Origin of the sequence: Polynucleobacter sp. MWH-UH19D (genome assembly GCF_040409795.1) — a bacterium.
GTDB lineage: Bacteria > Pseudomonadota > Gammaproteobacteria > Burkholderiales > Burkholderiaceae > Polynucleobacter.
The window spans coordinates 405,741-421,097 of sequence record NZ_CP099571.1 but is presented as its reverse complement, the minus strand read 5'-3'; the positions used below and the strand labels follow the sequence as shown (position 1 = coordinate 421,097).

General features: G+C 45.1%; 17 protein-coding genes. 5 read left to right on the top strand and 12 right to left on the bottom strand.

Going from position 1 to position 15,357, the window contains the following annotated elements:
* The first annotated feature begins 36 nt into the window (after positions 1-36).
* Complete coding sequence (locus tag NHB34_RS02080) at positions 37-660, top strand: SOS response-associated peptidase family protein (protein ID WP_353427930.1); 624 nt, start codon at positions 37-39, stop codon at positions 658-660.
* 34 nt (positions 661-694) lie between these two features.
* On the opposite strand, the gene NHB34_RS02075 is transcribed toward NHB34_RS02080, so the two are convergent.
* The 3 genes from NHB34_RS02075 to NHB34_RS02065 form a co-directional block, all read right to left on the bottom strand.
* Positions 695-1,240 carry a protein-methionine-sulfoxide reductase heme-binding subunit MsrQ gene (locus NHB34_RS02075; protein WP_353427929.1) on the bottom strand — a complete coding sequence of 182 codons (546 nt, stop codon included), beginning with the start codon at positions 1,238-1,240 and terminating at the stop codon, positions 695-697.
* A gap of 150 nt (positions 1,241-1,390) precedes the next feature.
* The gene (locus NHB34_RS02070; RefSeq protein ID WP_353427928.1) at positions 1,391-3,601 is read right to left on the bottom strand and encodes a molybdopterin cofactor-binding domain-containing protein; all 2,211 of its coding nucleotides are present in this window, start codon (positions 3,599-3,601) and stop codon (positions 1,391-1,393) included.
* Between the two features lie 10 nt (positions 3,602-3,611).
* Positions 3,612-4,109 carry a (2Fe-2S)-binding protein gene (locus NHB34_RS02065; RefSeq protein WP_353427927.1) on the bottom strand — a complete coding sequence of 166 codons (498 nt, stop codon included), beginning with the start codon at positions 4,107-4,109 and terminating at the stop codon, positions 3,612-3,614.
* Positions 4,110-4,278: 169 nt separating this feature from the next.
* Here NHB34_RS02065 and NHB34_RS02060 point away from each other — a divergent pair, with 169 nt between their 5' ends.
* A complete protein-coding gene (locus NHB34_RS02060; protein WP_353427926.1) occupies positions 4,279-4,494 on the top strand; it encodes a hypothetical protein in 216 nt (71 codons plus the stop codon).
* Positions 4,495-4,496: 2 nt separating this feature from the next.
* Here the strand turns inward: NHB34_RS02060 and NHB34_RS02055 are convergent, their stop codons facing one another.
* Entirely contained in the window at positions 4,497-4,796 is a 300-nt protein-coding gene (locus tag NHB34_RS02055) for a 4a-hydroxytetrahydrobiopterin dehydratase (protein ID WP_353427925.1), read from the bottom strand.
* 25 nt (positions 4,797-4,821) lie between these two features.
* Positions 4,822-5,550, bottom strand: a complete 729-nt coding sequence (locus NHB34_RS02050) for a 16S rRNA pseudouridine(516) synthase (protein WP_353427924.1) — start codon at positions 5,548-5,550, stop codon at positions 4,822-4,824.
* A 104-nt stretch (positions 5,551-5,654) separates the two neighbouring features.
* Between NHB34_RS02050 and NHB34_RS02045 the strand changes: the two genes are divergently transcribed.
* Positions 5,655-6,203 (top strand): DUF2889 domain-containing protein, encoded by a 549-nt coding sequence (locus NHB34_RS02045; protein ID WP_353427923.1) that lies wholly within the window; start codon positions 5,655-5,657, stop codon positions 6,201-6,203.
* Here NHB34_RS02045 and NHB34_RS02040 read toward each other — a convergent pair.
* The 6 genes from NHB34_RS02040 to NHB34_RS02015 all read right to left on the bottom strand — a co-directional run bounded on the left by NHB34_RS02040 (position 6,200) and on the right by NHB34_RS02015 (position 12,342).
* Positions 6,200-6,970 carry an SDR family NAD(P)-dependent oxidoreductase gene (locus NHB34_RS02040; protein WP_353427921.1) on the bottom strand — a complete coding sequence of 257 codons (771 nt, stop codon included), beginning with the start codon at positions 6,968-6,970 and terminating at the stop codon, positions 6,200-6,202. The two genes, NHB34_RS02045 and NHB34_RS02040, sit on opposite strands and share 4 nt — an antisense overlap.
* A gap of 37 nt (positions 6,971-7,007) precedes the next feature.
* Positions 7,008-7,916, bottom strand: coding sequence for an MBL fold metallo-hydrolase (locus NHB34_RS02035; protein ID WP_353427920.1), 909 nt, complete (start codon positions 7,914-7,916; stop codon positions 7,008-7,010).
* 25 nt (positions 7,917-7,941) lie between these two features.
* Complete coding sequence (locus NHB34_RS02030) at positions 7,942-8,505, bottom strand: lipocalin family protein (RefSeq protein WP_353427919.1); 564 nt, start codon at positions 8,503-8,505, stop codon at positions 7,942-7,944.
* Positions 8,506-8,518: 13 nt separating this feature from the next.
* Positions 8,519-9,481, bottom strand: a complete 963-nt coding sequence (gene msrP, locus NHB34_RS02025) for a protein-methionine-sulfoxide reductase catalytic subunit MsrP (protein ID WP_353427918.1) — start codon at positions 9,479-9,481, stop codon at positions 8,519-8,521.
* Between the two features lie 81 nt (positions 9,482-9,562).
* The gene (locus NHB34_RS02020; protein ID WP_353427917.1) at positions 9,563-9,973 is read right to left on the bottom strand and encodes a BLUF domain-containing protein; all 411 of its coding nucleotides are present in this window, start codon (positions 9,971-9,973) and stop codon (positions 9,563-9,565) included.
* Positions 9,974-10,107: 134 nt separating this feature from the next.
* The gene (locus NHB34_RS02015) at positions 10,108-12,342 is read right to left on the bottom strand and encodes an NADP-dependent isocitrate dehydrogenase (RefSeq protein WP_353427916.1); all 2,235 of its coding nucleotides are present in this window, start codon (positions 12,340-12,342) and stop codon (positions 10,108-10,110) included.
* A 260-nt stretch (positions 12,343-12,602) separates the two neighbouring features.
* On the opposite strand from NHB34_RS02015, the gene NHB34_RS02010 reads away from it, so the two are divergent.
* Positions 12,603-13,799: an MFS transporter gene (locus tag NHB34_RS02010; RefSeq protein ID WP_353427914.1), complete on the top strand. Its 1,197-nt coding sequence runs from the start codon at positions 12,603-12,605 to the stop codon at positions 13,797-13,799.
* Between the two features lie 55 nt (positions 13,800-13,854).
* Positions 13,855-14,202, top strand: a complete 348-nt coding sequence (locus tag NHB34_RS02005) for an FKBP-type peptidyl-prolyl cis-trans isomerase (protein ID WP_353427913.1) — start codon at positions 13,855-13,857, stop codon at positions 14,200-14,202.
* 95 nt (positions 14,203-14,297) lie between these two features.
* On the opposite strand, the gene NHB34_RS02000 is transcribed toward NHB34_RS02005, so the two are convergent.
* A complete protein-coding gene (locus NHB34_RS02000; protein WP_353427912.1) occupies positions 14,298-15,281 on the bottom strand; it encodes a lytic transglycosylase domain-containing protein in 984 nt (327 codons plus the stop codon).
* Positions 15,282-15,357 lie beyond the last annotated feature (76 nt).

The window sequence follows — 15,357 nt, the reverse complement described above, 5'->3', positions numbered from 1 at the left end:
AGTTGATCTCAAGATAACCGTCAGTAAAATAGTTTTATGTGTGTTCAATACCTCACCACCGCCAACACTGATTGGGTCAAGACTCACTTTGACCTGGATTTGCCAGCATCAAGCAGTCATGATGTCTTTCCCACCTACCCGGGAATGATTATTCTGAAAAGTCACAATACTCAGCGCACTGCTATTGGACCAGCGCGCTTTGGACTGGTTCCAACGTGGGCAAAAGATGAGGAATTTAGCAGAAAAACGTATAACGCCCGCTCAGAAACTGTGAGTCAAAAACCCTCCTACAAATACGCATGGACTAAACGCCACTTCGCTTTAGCCTTGGCGGACGCATTTTATGAACCCTGCTACGAATCTGGCAAAGCTGTTAGGGCAAAAATTAGTCAAGCCAATCGCGAACCCATGGCAATTGCCTCCATTTGGGATACCTGGACAGAACCTGAAACTGGTGAATTAATTGTCTCGTTCTCGATGCTAACGATTGACGCTAGCGAACATCCATTGATGCGACGTTGCCATAAGCCCGAGGATGAAAAGCGTACGGTCGTACCTTTGCGGCCCGATCTTTTTGATCATTGGCTTAATGCCACCCCAGATTCTGCTCTTGAGTTATTAAACTTAGACTCAATTCCGGAACTTGTCTTCGCGGAATAAGATCTCATTCATTTTATGAATCTTAAGTTACGAATCACCTACGAATGATTGGCAAGCGTAAACAGAGCAAGCCCACGATGACAACAGCATAAATAGCGACTGTACCTAAATCATTTTTTCCGGCCTTATGCCACCAGTAGTGAACAATTACTGTGCAAGCAATGACATAAACTAATTTATGCAATAAGGCCCAATTCTTGCCTAGCTTACGAATCGACCATTGATTGGATGTCAGTGCCAAAGGAATTAACAGTGCGAGACTCAAAAATCCCATCGTAATAAATGGACGCTTAAGTACGTCATGAATCATTGCTTGTAAATCGAGGGTTTGATCTAAATAAAGCCAAATTACAAAATGTAAGCTGGCATAAAAGAAACAAAAGAGCCCCAACATACGACGCAACTTAATCCAAGATGCAGAGCCAGTAAACATTCTTATGGGAGTCATAGCAAGGGCAATACACAAAAATACTAGGGCCCAAGTTCCTGTTGATCGGGTGATAAATTCGATCGGATTTGCGCCTAATCCATCATCGCTGGCTAGCCATAGCAGGCGCCCTAAGGGGATTAGAGAAATCAAAAATAGAACGCTTTTGATGATATGGATTCTGGCCTGCATGACTCAATAGTAAGTCAAATACAAAAAAGGCATCACGCTGAAATAAAAAGACTCCATCAATCATTCAACTGATGGAGTCTGATACTACAAATGAAATTACTAGACAGACTACTAAGCCAGACTCAAGCCTTCCTTGTACAGAGGGAAATTGCGTACCGGTCTGCCAATAGCAGCAGATACCGCGTTAGCAACTGCAGGACCAACAACGCAAATAGTTGGCTCGCCTACACCACCCCAAAAATCATAAGTAGGCACTAAAACGGTTTCGATTCTAGGAGTTGAAGACAATTTCAGCATAGGATAAGAGTCGAGATTCTGCTGCTTAATGCGACCATTTTCAACGGTGATTTCTGGATTGAAAATAGCTCCTAATGCCATCGCTACAGAACCTTCAATCTGCTCACGAGTTAAGTAAGGGTTAACGACGTGACCTGAATTCAGGGCAAATACCAAGCGTTTCACATGGACCATTTTTCCATCCACCGAAACTTCAGCAACACAGGCTGAGTAGCTCGCATATCCCATGAATTGAGCGACGCCACGGTAAGTGCCTGCGGGTAGAGGCCTATCCCAGTTTGCTTTTTCAGCAGCAGCATTGAGCACCCCTAAATGCTTCGGATGATTTTGCATCACTGCTTGCCTGAACTTCACTGGATCTTTACCGGCTGCTTTAGCGCACTCATCCATAAAGCACTCCATAAAGATGCCATTTTGATTTGTATTCACGCCACGCCATGGACCCACTGGGACATGAGTATTTTTCATGACGTACTCAGTCAAGAGAGTTGGGAAGGTATAACCAAGTTGAGCATCAGGGCCATTTTCATAAAACCCTTGTAATTGCCGCTCATCTTTTCCATTTTTAATTGCAGCGGGTGCCAATGTGGCGTTAATTGATTGCCCTGCCACCTTGATATGCATACCGGTAATATTGCCGCCACCATCAATACCAGCACTCATCTTTGCCATCGCAATTGGGTGATAGTAATCATGAGTCATATCTTCTTCGCGACTCCACAAGACCTTTACAGGCGTCCCCGGAAACTTCTGTGCCACTTTGGCCGCATAAGTTACAAAGTCTTGTGTAGAACCGCGACGACCAAGACCACATCCGGAGTCTAACTTGTAGACTTCGCAGTTAGCCAAAGGAATACCAGTAGCCTCAGACAATGCAGCTAATGAACCTTCACCATTTTGTGTTGGTACCCAAGCCTCAGCACGATCGCCACTAATCTTGACAGTTGCATTCATTGGCTCCATCGTGACGTGCGCACGATATGGCGTGAAGTAAATCGCCTCAACTTTTTTGGCTGAACTATTAATTGCTTCAGGCGCGTCTCCAACTTTGCGCTGCCAAAAATCGCCTTGCTCATCTAAGCCGCTGCGCAACATCTTATTAATATCGTCTTGAGACACATTTGCGGCTTTACCCTCATCCCAAACGATTGGTAAAGCATTTAAAGCAGTGTTTGCACGCCACCAGGTATCAGCTACAACCGCAACGGTACTATCGTTAATCTGCACAACGCCCTTGACGCCCCGCATTCCCTTAATCTTTGCCTCGTCATAACTTACGAGCTTGCCACCAAATACTGGGCAGGACTTTACTGAAGCACACAGCATTCCAGGCATCAGCAAGTCTGCGCCATATACCTTGGAGCCATTTACTTTGCTAGCGGTATCAATCCGTGCATAAGGTTGACCAGCCACCTTCCATTTGCGTGGATCTCTTAAGGCAATCGACTTTGGATCAGGGGGCGTTAATGTAGATGCGAGCTCAGCGACTTTTCCATAAGTAGTTTTGCGTCCTGAAGGAATATGCGTAATTACACCTTTATCAACAGTTAATTCAGTAACAGGAACATTCCATTGATTTGCGGCTGCCTGAAGCAACATTATGCGAGCAGCTGCAGCACCGCGTCGAACATAATCTTCAGAAATTCGGATGCCACGACTACCGCCAGTGCCATGCTCACCCCATACCCGTTTGCGAGCCAAACTTTGTCCTGGTGTTGCTGACTGGGTTTTCACTTTCTTCCAGTTGCACTCCAACTCTTCAGTCACCAACTGCGCTAAGCCAGTGCGAGTACCTTGCCCCATCTCTGAACGAGCAATACGAATATACACAGTGTCATCTGGTTTGATGCTGACCCAGGCATTGACCTCTGCATCACCAGCTATGGTAGGTGTATTGGGGTCATATGTAGCACCAGCCTGAGCTAAAGCATTTTCTGGCAAGGCACCAATACCTAGCATTAAGCCTCCGCCTAGGACGGCACCTTTGATAATGAAATCGCGACGTGAAGTATTTTTTAGTGTCATATTCTTCTCCTTAACCACGCGTCGCTGGTGAAGCCTGATACTGCGCCAATACTTCTGCTAATTTTTTCTGACCTGATGCCACGTGAATACCGTCGCGGATTTTTTGATAAGTACCGCAACGACAAACGTTTGACATCGCATTATCAATATCAGCATCTGTCGGCTTTGGAATTCGTTTAAGTAAGGCAGCAGCTGCCATTACCTGGCCAGACTGGCAATAGCCACACTGAGGCACGTCTAGAGCAATCCAAGCTTTCTGGACGGGATGGGTATTGTCTTTAGATAGCGATTCAATGGTCGTAATTTTGGCGGCGCCAACAGCTGATACTGGAATGGAGCAAGAGCGCACTGGTTCACCATTCATATAAACAGTACAAGCACCACATTGCGCTACACCGCACCCATACTTCGTACCAGTTAAACCTACTACTTCCCGGATTGCCCACAGCAAGGGCATATTTGGCTCTACGTCGATATTGTGGACTTGGCCATTGATATTGAGCTGCATACTGCCTCCTTTGTTATATTTTTCAAATTACTATAAATCATTATCAAAATTGTGCGCTTGCACACGAAATCAGGCTCACACCCTCGCTTTGTAGTGCATTTCAAATAGTGGTATTTGGTATGCAGCCCTCGGGTAATTTGCTATTCTGAGAGCTCTCACAGGGATATCTATGACAAACGACCACCAAGACCAAAACGACGAAGACTTTAACTATGGCTGTGAATGCGCCATGACCCTACTCAATGAGCCTACCGAAGACTGCTTAAATGACCTCATTGACGAATTAGATGAAGATGGGATGATTTCTACAGAAGTAGTCTATGGCCTACTTGCGACAATCTTGATGAGCCTCAATGAAGAGAATCAAGAAAGTGATGAGCACTGATGCTAGCCCTGCACTTGAATGGCAAAGCCATCCATTGCTTTAGCCATCTGCACATCTAATAGCGTTAATGCATTTTCGGAGTGGGTGCTTAAGCGTACGTTAACTCGATTCCAAGAATTGGACCAATCTGGATGATGATCTATTTCTTCAGCATACTTTGCACATAATGTCATGAAAGCAAATGCTTGCTGAAAATCCTTAAAAACAAAATTGCGCTCAATCGCAATACCCGAAGCATCTCGCTTCCATAAAGGTAGATTTTTCTCAAAATCAAAATCGTTTGGCAATTTAGTAAGCTTCACTTAGTTAAACCTCAATTAGTTAGACTTAATTTGCATCCACGCTTTGAGACAACTGGCGTAGATCGTCTGGATAAAGCCAGCGCCACTGACCTTCTGGCAGGTCCTTTGGTATCCGATACGCACCGATTTGTGTGCGATGCAATTTAGCTACATGGTTACCAACCGCAGCCATCATTCGTTTTACCTGGTGGTATCTTCCCTCAACTATGGTCATTGCCAATACATTTTCAGAAATTGGATGGCATGCAGTGGCATAACATGGTCTTGGATCGTCATCCAAAACGACGCCATTAAGCAGATGGTCAACCTGGGATTGCGTAATCGCGTTTGCCGCAGTGATCTCATAGACTTTGCCAATATTCCTTTTGGGCGTTGTCATTTTATGAATAAATTGCCCATCATCTGAAATCAGCAATAATCCCGTGGTGTCGTAATCTAGTCGCCCAACACACTGAAGACCGCGCTCTACAAAAGGCGCAGGCAGAAGACTATAGACACTGGCATGATGCGTAGTCTTGTGTGAACACTCATAATTCATCGGCTTATTAAAAACAATGTAAGCCCTCTCGTGATACTCCCAATCTTTGCCATCCACATTGAGCATGAGACCTTCGGTGTCGATTCGCTCTTCTGGGTCTTCAGCCAGTACCCCATTTACTTTTACTAAATCTGCATAGACTAAATCGGCGCAATAGCGCCGTGTACCAAAACCTTGGCTAAAGAGAATTTTTTCAAGAGAAATTGGTTTTGCCATATGCTGCAGAGCATACTACAGAGTGCTTTTTGTGACGTACTTGCATGGCAAGTTTTAGTGCAATTCATTATCATTGAGTTCAACGCATTCTTTAGTTCATGACCATGCTCTCATCTCCGAAACCTAGATCACCTCTTCATACCCGAGAAATCACGTTTGAAGGCTATGCACGAGAAGATGGCTTGTGGGATATTGAAGGGCATCTCAAAGACTACAAAGCGACTCCATTTACAACAGGCACAAAGACTTGGGAACCTGGCGAAGCCTTTCATGACATGTGGGTTAGAGTCACGCTCAATGATGAATTGGTAATTCAAGATATTGAAGTAGTGATGGATGGTCACCCTCATCCCGAGTGCCCCCAAGCAATTCCTCCTATGAATGCGCTGATTGGTGAGCGACTAGGTAAGGGCTGGAGAAAAACGATTCAAACCCATCTTGGCGGCATCGCGGGTTGTACCCACTTACGTGAGCTACTCAACAGCTTAGCCACTGCAGCCTTCCAAGCAATACCAGGGGCACTATTTGATCCTGATGAAAACAAACCGCCTCTCTATCTTGGAACCTGTAAATCTTGGGATTTCAATGGCCCAGTGGTGATGCGTGTCTATCCCAAGTTTTACCGCTGGCAAGAAAAAGATAAAAACTCTTAAAGCTCTCCACGATGAATATTGAAAGCATTGAAAGCTTGTTGCACTGGCATGAGCTCTAATACATTGATATTCATATGACTTGGCAAAGTAGCTGACCAATAAATCGCTTCAGCAACATCATCCGCACTTAAAGCTTTCACACCCGTATAGACTTTGCTCGCTTTGTCATTATCGCCTTTAAAGCGTACATTTGAAAACTCCGTACCTGCGCACATGCCTGGCTCAATGCAAGTTACTCGTACAGGCGTGCCTATTAGATCGGCGCGCAAATTTAAACTAAATTGCTTCACAAATGCTTTTGTACCGCCGTAGACATTCCCACCAGGATAGGGATAATTAGCAGCCACAGAACCCAGATTAATGACGTGGCCACACTTACGATCAACCATGCCTGGTAAAAATGCACGACTCATGTGAACCAAACCCTTAATATTGGTATCAATCATTCGATCCCAGTCACTCAAAAATGCTTGGTGCGCAGGCTCAAGACCTAATGCCAAGCCAGCGTTATTAACCAACACCGTTACGTTCGCAAACTCTGCTGGCAAGGTGCTGGCTAGCTTATCCACTTTGGCGCTATCGCAGACATCTACTGATAGGGTCAGCAAACGTTTCTGTTGATCTGCTGGCAAAGAAGCTTTGATAGCATCAAGGCGTTCTTGCCTTCTCCCAACAGCAATAACCTTATGCCCATGCGCTAAAAAACGTCTAGCAGTTGCCTCACCAAATCCAGCGGTTGCCCCGGTTACCAAAACAGTATGTTCCATATTCCTTTTGTCATCCTTTAATTATTTATAAGCTCATTTAAGACTTATCTACCAAGTAATTATCCTCGATAGTGGCAGCACCTGACTTGACCAATGCTTGAGAAAGCCATATGCAAAATTCATCCATATCCATATTTAATTGCTTTGCGGCGCTATTTAAAGCGGGTGTTCTAGAGATCCACTGGTTTACCAATGAAAGCTCTTTATTACGCCACTCTAATAATTTATATTTCAGCAATACTTTTGCGCCATGGCGAGCGTTTCTATCAGGATCTGAGGCCAAATAATCCAACCTAGATCGCGCCGTAGCTAAAGCAGTAGCCACATCAACAAAAGGTCTTCCATGCCCCGGAATTACCAGAGAGATCGCTAGGCCTTCTATTAAATCCAGAGTTTGAGCCACTTCTTCAAATCCTGACTCACCCCACATCTCTGGGAAGATGACACCGAACCCTTCTTCCCATAATGCATCTGCAGAAATTAACAAGCCATGTTGCTCTTGATACAACATCACCGAATGAGGATCATGTCCTGGTGCAGCCAGGATATTCCATGTATATCGCCCCAGCACAATACTCTGACCTGGTATTAATACATGATCACAACTAAATTGCGGGCAATCTTGTCCCAAGTTTTGATAACTGAGTAAATCCATATTCCAATTACGAACCACTTCGGCCTCAGCGGCGGGGATATAAATCTGGCAATCGTATGCCACTTTTAATGCGGCGTTACCGCCACAGTGATCGGAATGCAGATGAGTATTGACAACTTTATTAACGGTATTGAGTTGATGTTTATCCAGAGCATTGTGCATAAGACCCAATGTCATGCTTTGATGAGCAACATAACCAGTATCAACCAATGAGACATCATCATCGCCAAAATGAAAAATGTTATTGGCTGATAACCACCCTCTCTCGAATACCTCAATTCCGACAGGCAATGAATACGGCTTCAATGAATTCTTCTTAATTTTTACTTGGGGCAGGTAACTGCTGAGTGAGCTCTAACTTACGAGTATCAAATTGCTGATTCTGTAAGCGCAGCAATAACGCATCGTAGACTTTTTTATCAATCTGCGGGGTTCTTGATAAAACCCAGAGATACTCTCTTCTAGGATCACTGACTGCCGCCACTTGATATTGAGGATCTAAATCAATTACCCAATAGTCACCCCAAACCATTGGCAAGAAGGATAGCCAAGCGGGGGCAAAACGCACCTCCAGCTTAGGCGAATCACTCGCTCCAATTTGCCTTGCCGTTCCCTCAGCTTGAGAGATTTCGCCATCTGCAGTCTTACAACTATTGAGTACCTTAAGACTGCCATCAGGTCTGACTGAATATATGGCTTGGGTATTGCTAACGCATTTCTTCTGAAACCAATTCGGGAATTTTGCAATCTCATACCAGGTGCCCATATAGCGAGGCACATCAAGGGTGGGAATAGTTTTTACAGCAGACTCTTGAGCACCGCCTAATGAGCATAGCAAACAAAGGTTTAGTGCAAAAAGTAGACGACTAAATTTAATCATGGCATGAATAGTGTCAATAGTATTTCTTGAGATCCATGCCAGCATACATGCTCGCCACTTGGTCTGCGTAGCCATTAAACATTTGCGTCTTGATTTTTGGCGCAAACATTCCTTTGGGATCCCCAATTCGACGCTCTGTCGCCTGACTCCAGCGCGGATGATCAACCTGTGGGTTTACATTGGAGTAAAAACCATACTCTCTTGAATCAAATTGGCTCCAACTAGTCTTTGGCATTTCCTCAGTAAAGCGGATTTTGACAAGCGATTTCGCACTTTTGAAGCCATATTTCCAGGGTACGACTATTCGAACTGGAGCACCATTTTGCTTAGGCAATACTTCACCATACAAACCCAATGTCAACAAGGTCAGCGGATTCATTGCCTCATCCATACGCAGACCCTCGCGATAGGGCCAATCCAAAATATTGCTTTTGACTCCTGGCATTTGCTTGCGATCTACTAGTGAAATAAATTCTACATACTTTGCTGATCCCAAAGGTTCTACCTGATTAATTAACTTTGATAGAGAGTATCCATCCCAAGGAATCACCATCGACCAACCCTCGACGCAGCGCAAACGATATATGCGCTCCTCAATTGGGGCTAACTTTAAAAGTGCATCGATATCGAGAGTGAGCGGCTTTTTTACTAAGCCCTCTATCGAGATAGCCCATGGTCTGGTTTGCAATGTGCTGGCATAAGCAGCGGGATCGGATTTATCAGTACCAAACTCATAAAAATTGTTATAGCTTGTCACATACTTATAGGGTGTCGGTTCTTCTTTAGAGCTATATGCAGCATTTAGAGTGGCGCTTAATTTTTCGGGGCTCGATGCAAATGCTTGACGAGAAAACCAAGAGGCTAAGGCCATACCAAAGCCGCCTGCTGCTGCAGTCTTGATTAATGACCGTCGATTTTCAAAAATTTCTCTAGGCGTGATATCGCTAGCAAGAATCGATTTGTCTTTAAAACCCATGGTAGACCCCACTCAAACAATGGATCTATTGTGCTACTGATGGGAATTTATTGCTTGACCCAGCCCCAAGTGTGATCAGGTCTACTGTCCTTGGGCAGCACGCATCTTATTGAGCAAGATCAAGCTGTGCTTATCCATTCCGGCAACCATGCCCGCCAAGACTGGATAATCTCGAACCAGCGTTTCACCGCCATAAAAGCGCATCAGCCACTCAGGAAAGCTTCGCTCTGAAATTTCGCGAATCTCAAGCAACTCAATACGATGATGACGATCATCCTCCTGAATGCGCTTCCATACCTTCATGATGTTGGCACGCTCGCCTTCAATGATTTGGCCAAATTGCTGATTGTCATAAAACAAAATGCCCGTCACACCATTTTTTTGGTTAAAAGCTCGCGCAGATTCCAAGAGTCGCATCAAGCCAAGAAAAGACATATCTGAGACTGCTTCGCTCAGATAACTTAACTCAACTAGGTCTTTTGGTTTTGCCATTGAATTTTTTGTAGAGACTGAAAATAAAAAAGGCAAACCCGAAAGTTTGCCTTCAAATAATAACTCTAATTAATAGAAGAAATTATTATCGCTTACACCTAATTTCTTAATGCTTAAAGTTGGTGCATTCCTATTTACGCCCTTGCCGCTTTCAGTGCAGCATTGAATGTTGGGCTTGGTCGCATGACCGCTTTGCATTTCTCAGAGTCAGCAACATAGTAACCACCAATATCTGCTGGCTTACCTTGAACCGCCTTGAGCTCTTCAACAATCTTCTGCTCATTTTCAGCCAAGGTTTTTGCCAAAGGTGCAAAATGCGCTGCCAACTCTTTGTCTTCAGTCTGATTGGCCAATGCCTCTGCCCAATACATTGCCAAATAGAATTGGCTGCCGCGGTTATCCAACTCGCCAGTGCGTGGTGAAGGCGACTTATTGTTATCCAGCAACTTACCAGTAGCCTCGTCAAGTGTGCGAGCGAGGATTTTCACCTTAGGATTACCTGTCTTATCGCCAATATCCTCAAGCGAAACCGCTAGGGCCAAGAACTCACCCAGTGAATCCCAGCGCAAGTGATTTTCTTCTACCAGTTGTTGTACATGCTTCGGTGCAGAACCACCAGCGCCTGTTTCGAATAAGCCACCACCCGCCATCAACGGAACAATGGAAAGCATCTTCGCACTGGTTCCTAATTCCATAATTGGGAACAAGTCAGTTAAGTAGTCACGCAAGATATTGCCGGTTACAGAAATCGTGTCTTTGCCGCGAATGACGCGCTCAAGTGTGTAACGCATCGCACGAGTCTGAGACATGATCTGAATATCTACACCCTCAAGGTCATAGTCCTTCAGATATGTTTTGACTTTCTTAATCAACTCAGCTTCGTGTGGGCGGTACTCATCCAACCAAAATACTGCTGGAGTATTCGAGAGGCGAGCACGATTGACTGCCAACTTCACCCAGTCGCGAATTGGGGCATCTTTCACTTGGCACATACGCCAGATATCGCCCTCTTCTACGTTTTGCTCAAGCAATACAGTGCCGTCATCAGCAACAATACGAGCCACGCCAGCCTCTGGGATCTCAAATGTCTTGTCGTGTGAACCATACTCTTCAGCCTGTTGAGCCATCAAACCAACGTTTGGTACTGTACCCATGGTTCTTGGATCAAAATTGCCGTGCGTCTTACAGAAATTGATCATTTCTTGATAGATACGCGCAAAAGTACTCTCAGGGATAACCGCCTTGGTGTCGTGTAAACGACCATCTGCGCCCCACATCTTGCCGCCTACGCGAATCATGGCTGGCATGGATGCATCCACAATCACATCGCTTGGAGAATGTAAGTTGGTAATCCCTTTTGCTGAATCCACCATTGCCAACGCAGGACGGTGTTCATGGCAAGCGTGTAAATCTTGAATGATTTCTTCACGCTTAGACTCTGGCAAGGTTTTAATCTTGTCATACAAGCTGCTCATACCATTGTTGGCGTTCACACCCAACTCTTCAAACAACTTTGCATGCTTTTGAAATGCATCTTTATAGAAAATCTTCACAGCGTGACCGAAGACGATCGGATGCGACACTTTCATCATCGTTGCCTTCACATGCAAGGACAACATCATGCCAGTCTTATAAGCATCTTCGATTTCTTTTTCGTAGAACTCGCACAAGGCTTTTTTGCTCATGTACATGCTGTCAATGATTTCACCAGCAAGCAAAGAGACTTTCGGCTTGAGCACAATGGTTTTGCCACTCTTAGTAACCAAATCCATCTTCACATCACAAGCTTTAGTCATCGTCATTGACTTCTCGCTAGAGTAGAAGTCACCGCCATGCATATGAGAAACGTGTGTACGGGAAGCTTGGCTCCACTCGCCCATAGAGTGCGGGTTTTTACGTGCGTAACGCTTTACAGCGGGTGGCGCACGACGATCAGAGTTACCTTCACGCAATACTGGGTTTACCGAGCTACCTAAGCACTTCGAGTAACGAGCACGAATCGCTTTTTCTTCCTCAGTCTTTGGATCATCCGGGAAATTCGGAATCTTGTAGCCCTTGTTTTGCAACTCTTTAATTGCTGCAACTAATTGCGGCACGGAGGCGCTAATATTTGGCAACTTAATAATGTTGGTGTCTGGAAGCAAAGTCATCTTGCCCAGTTCAGCCAAGTTATCAGGAACTTTTTGGGCATCTGTTAAGCAGTCAGAGAACTCAGCCAAAATACGAGCAGCAACTGAGATGTCACTCTTGACAATCTCCACCCCGGCTGGCGCTGTAAAAGTACGAATAACCGGCAAAAATGCACAAGTCGCCAATAGTGGCGCTTCGTCTGTCAGCGTGTAAACAATCTTTGATTTCTCTGAAGCCATTAACGTTTCCTCAATATTGATAAATTTACAGAGTCAGGTTTTTACCCTGCCACTCTCATATTCCGCATTTTGCAAAGCACTTTTAGTTGGCTTGTTTTACTGTTAAAACGCACCCTTTTGCCAATGAGGCGAGAGATCAATTTTAAATCATTGGGGTTGGCATAAATTGAGGTTTTTCACCCAAAAACCGCCTATATTGCCCAATTTAAGGGAATCCACCGAGACGGCAGCCACGCTCAATTCCTCGTAAACTGCATGCCATGCCCAGTAACCAGCACCCCTTACTAAATAAGAACCTATGCTTACTCATTATTTGCCAGGGTCTATTCCTGACCAATAACGTTACTTTTATCGCCATTAATGGCTTAGTTGGGTTCAGTCTGGCACCCCTAAGCTGGATGGCAACTTTACCTGTCATGGGCTATGTGGTTGGCGCTGCTTTTTCAACCTCTCTTGTAGCTAAGTCACAAAATCACTTCGGGCGAAAAATTTCTTTTCAGCTTGGTCTTATGGTTGCAGCGTTTTCTGCACTTCTTTGTGCCTACGCGGCATTCAGCAAAAACTTCTGGCTATTGGTGATCGGCACATTCATCGCTGGCTACTATAGCGCCAACGGACAACTGTATCGTTTCGCGGCGGCAGAGCTCACTGAAGTGAGTCAGCGAGATAAAGCGGTCTCTTGGGTTTTAGCTGGCGGTATTTTGGGAGCTGTGATCGGCCCTAATCTTGCTTCATGGACCCGAAATGTATTTGAGACTGCTTTCTTGGGTGCTTACTTAACCCTATCGATTGCAGCCGTCATGGGAATGCTTGTGATGCAATTTATTCACTTCCCAGAAGAATTCAAAACCCAGCATGCTCTCTCTGATGGCAGGCCCCTCAATGTCATTTTGCGTCAGCCTGTGTTTTTAGTAGCAGTCATTGGAGCAGCGCTGGGTTATGGCGTGATGAACCTCCTGATGGCCGCTACACCGCTAGCAATGCAAATTTGCGGCTTACCATTCTCTGATACCGCCCTAGTTTTGGAATGGCACGTCATCGGCATGTTCGCACCAGGATTCTTTACCGGCGCACTGATTCAACGTTTTGGTACTCTCAAAATTATGGGGGTTGGCGTTAGTCTAAATTTCCTATGCATCTTCATCGCTTTGAGCGGGACCGATCTGCATCAATTTTTCATTGCCCTCTTTTTACTTGGCGTAGGCTGGAATTTTTTATTCACTGGCTCTACCTCACTAGCCATGACGGCCTACAAACCCAACGAGAGAGATAAGGCACAAGCCGCTATTAACTTCTTTGTATTTGGCACCATGGCTTTTACCTCTTTTGGATCGGGCGCCCTGATTACCTCTCAAGGCTGGGATATTTTGAACTTAGGATCACTCATACCCGCCGCAATTACTGCAATTGCCTTAGCATGGCTCGGACTGCAACAGCACAAGACTCATCAGGCCTGATGCACCTATACTAGCCAGTCATTTGACCCAATCGAAATACATCAAGGAATAGATCATGTCTGAACTCAAGAAAATCGATACTGTCGTTGGCGATGGCGAAGAAGCTGCCGCAGGCAATCATGTTGATGTGCATTACACCGGCTGGCTCTACGATGAAAATGCCCCAGACCATAAAGGTCAAAAGTTTGATAGCTCGCTTGATCGCGGACAGTTGTTTAGCTTTCCATTAGGCGCTGGTCACGTTATCAAGGGCTGGGATCAAGGTGTTGCGGGCATGAAAGTGGGTGGTAAACGTACTCTGATTATCCCCGCTGAGATGGGCTATGGCGCTCGTGGTGCAGGTGGAGTGATTCCCCCCAATGCCACGCTGGTGTTTGATGTGGAATTACATGGCGTAAATTAAGGCTACGCTAAATAACTCAAGATAAAGTTCAAAATACAAAAGCCACCCGAAGGTGGCTTTTTGTTTATCTACGTTACGCCTTAATAGTTGAATAATTAAGAACGAAGAGGCTTTCCATTTAAGGTCAGACGATTCATAGACTTGGTTTGACATAGACCAATCAATCGATTGCGCTCTGCCAACACCTTATCAGCATAACCACCATCATCTTCTGCGTTAGCGGCGCCTACATAGAATTTGAGACCATTACGCAAAGAACCAGCAGTAGCAATTAAGTATTTCAGAATGTACGCGCCAACCCGAATGTTCACTTCTGGTTTCACAGCCTCTTGGGTTCCGCCATATAAGGCATATTTTTCTCGATGTACTGATGTCATGACCTGCATCAGACCTTCAGCGCCAGCGTGGCTCTTTGTATTCGGATTGAAGTTTGATTCAACTGAAATCACCGCAAGCAACAAAAGAGGATCAAGATTAACTTCTTTTGCAATCAAGATCGTGTTTGAAACATACTCTTCAATCTTGCTGCGATCAAGGCTGTACTTTTTCTCAAAGAAATTTGCTACTGCGCGCTGATTCTGAATAGAGCCCATCAAATTACTATCTAAGGCTTCAGGATCAACTTTCGCCGCTGGAATGCGATCTGCCAAATGAGAAATAGATCGCACCTGAACTTGGGCAACTGAAGGCATCAGCAGTGCAATCGTTTGTTGCTTAGCGCTCTGCAAGCCCGATGCATAATTCCCTGATTTTTGATAAATCACCGTAGCAATATCGGTGTCAGATGCGGTGGCAGCAGGCTCATTAGTCTTGTATTGGTCAAGCATGCCAAAACCATTGCTCCACACAATATGGCGTGCTTCGTCTGGAACCAAAATGCGGGCCAAGTCAAAAGCGCCTGCATTGGTACCATTACCAGAGAGCCATAGTCCCACCACCATAAATACCGTAACAACCAGTAGGCCATTGATGACCCGGTATACCGGAGCCATAGCGTGGGCCAGCAGGTCTTTTGCAGCCAGCATAGCTGGTTGCGACTTCTGCATCTCAGTTAAATTGTTCGTTACACATTTACTCATTTACTGGTTTGCGACACCCTATAAACCCACAATACTTTTACTGACTGGTTTTATGTTGCATCGCAATAATTTAAAA

Coding starts and splice junctions, on each gene's coding strand:
- NHB34_RS02070 (WP_353427928.1), bottom strand. CDS start 3,601: ATGACACTAAAAAATACTTCACGTCGCGATTTCATTATCAAAGGTGCC.
- NHB34_RS02060 (WP_353427926.1), top strand. CDS start 4,279: ATGACAAACGACCACCAAGACCAAAACGACGAAGACTTTAACTATGGC.
- NHB34_RS02045 (WP_353427923.1), top strand. CDS start 5,655: ATGCTCTCATCTCCGAAACCTAGATCACCTCTTCATACCCGAGAAATC.
- msrP (WP_353427918.1), bottom strand. CDS start 9,481: ATGGGTTTTAAAGACAAATCGATTCTTGCTAGCGATATCACGCCTAGA.
- NHB34_RS02050 (WP_353427924.1), bottom strand. CDS start 5,550: ATGGCAAAACCAATTTCTCTTGAAAAAATTCTCTTTAGCCAAGGTTTT.
- NHB34_RS02065 (WP_353427927.1), bottom strand. CDS start 4,109: ATGCAGCTCAATATCAATGGCCAAGTCCACAATATCGACGTAGAGCCA.
- NHB34_RS02030 (WP_353427919.1), bottom strand. CDS start 8,505: ATGATTAAATTTAGTCGTCTACTTTTTGCACTAAACCTTTGTTTGCTA.
- NHB34_RS02000 (WP_353427912.1), bottom strand. CDS start 15,281: ATGAGTAAATGTGTAACGAACAATTTAACTGAGATGCAGAAGTCGCAA.
- NHB34_RS02020 (WP_353427917.1), bottom strand. CDS start 9,973: ATGGCAAAACCAAAAGACCTAGTTGAGTTAAGTTATCTGAGCGAAGCA.
- NHB34_RS02005 (WP_353427913.1), top strand. CDS start 13,855: ATGTCTGAACTCAAGAAAATCGATACTGTCGTTGGCGATGGCGAAGAA.
- NHB34_RS02010 (WP_353427914.1), top strand. CDS start 12,603: ATGCCCAGTAACCAGCACCCCTTACTAAATAAGAACCTATGCTTACTC.
- NHB34_RS02080 (WP_353427930.1), top strand. CDS start 37: ATGTGTGTTCAATACCTCACCACCGCCAACACTGATTGGGTCAAGACT.
- NHB34_RS02015 (WP_353427916.1), bottom strand. CDS start 12,342: ATGGCTTCAGAGAAATCAAAGATTGTTTACACGCTGACAGACGAAGCG.
- NHB34_RS02040 (WP_353427921.1), bottom strand. CDS start 6,970: ATGGAACATACTGTTTTGGTAACCGGGGCAACCGCTGGATTTGGTGAG.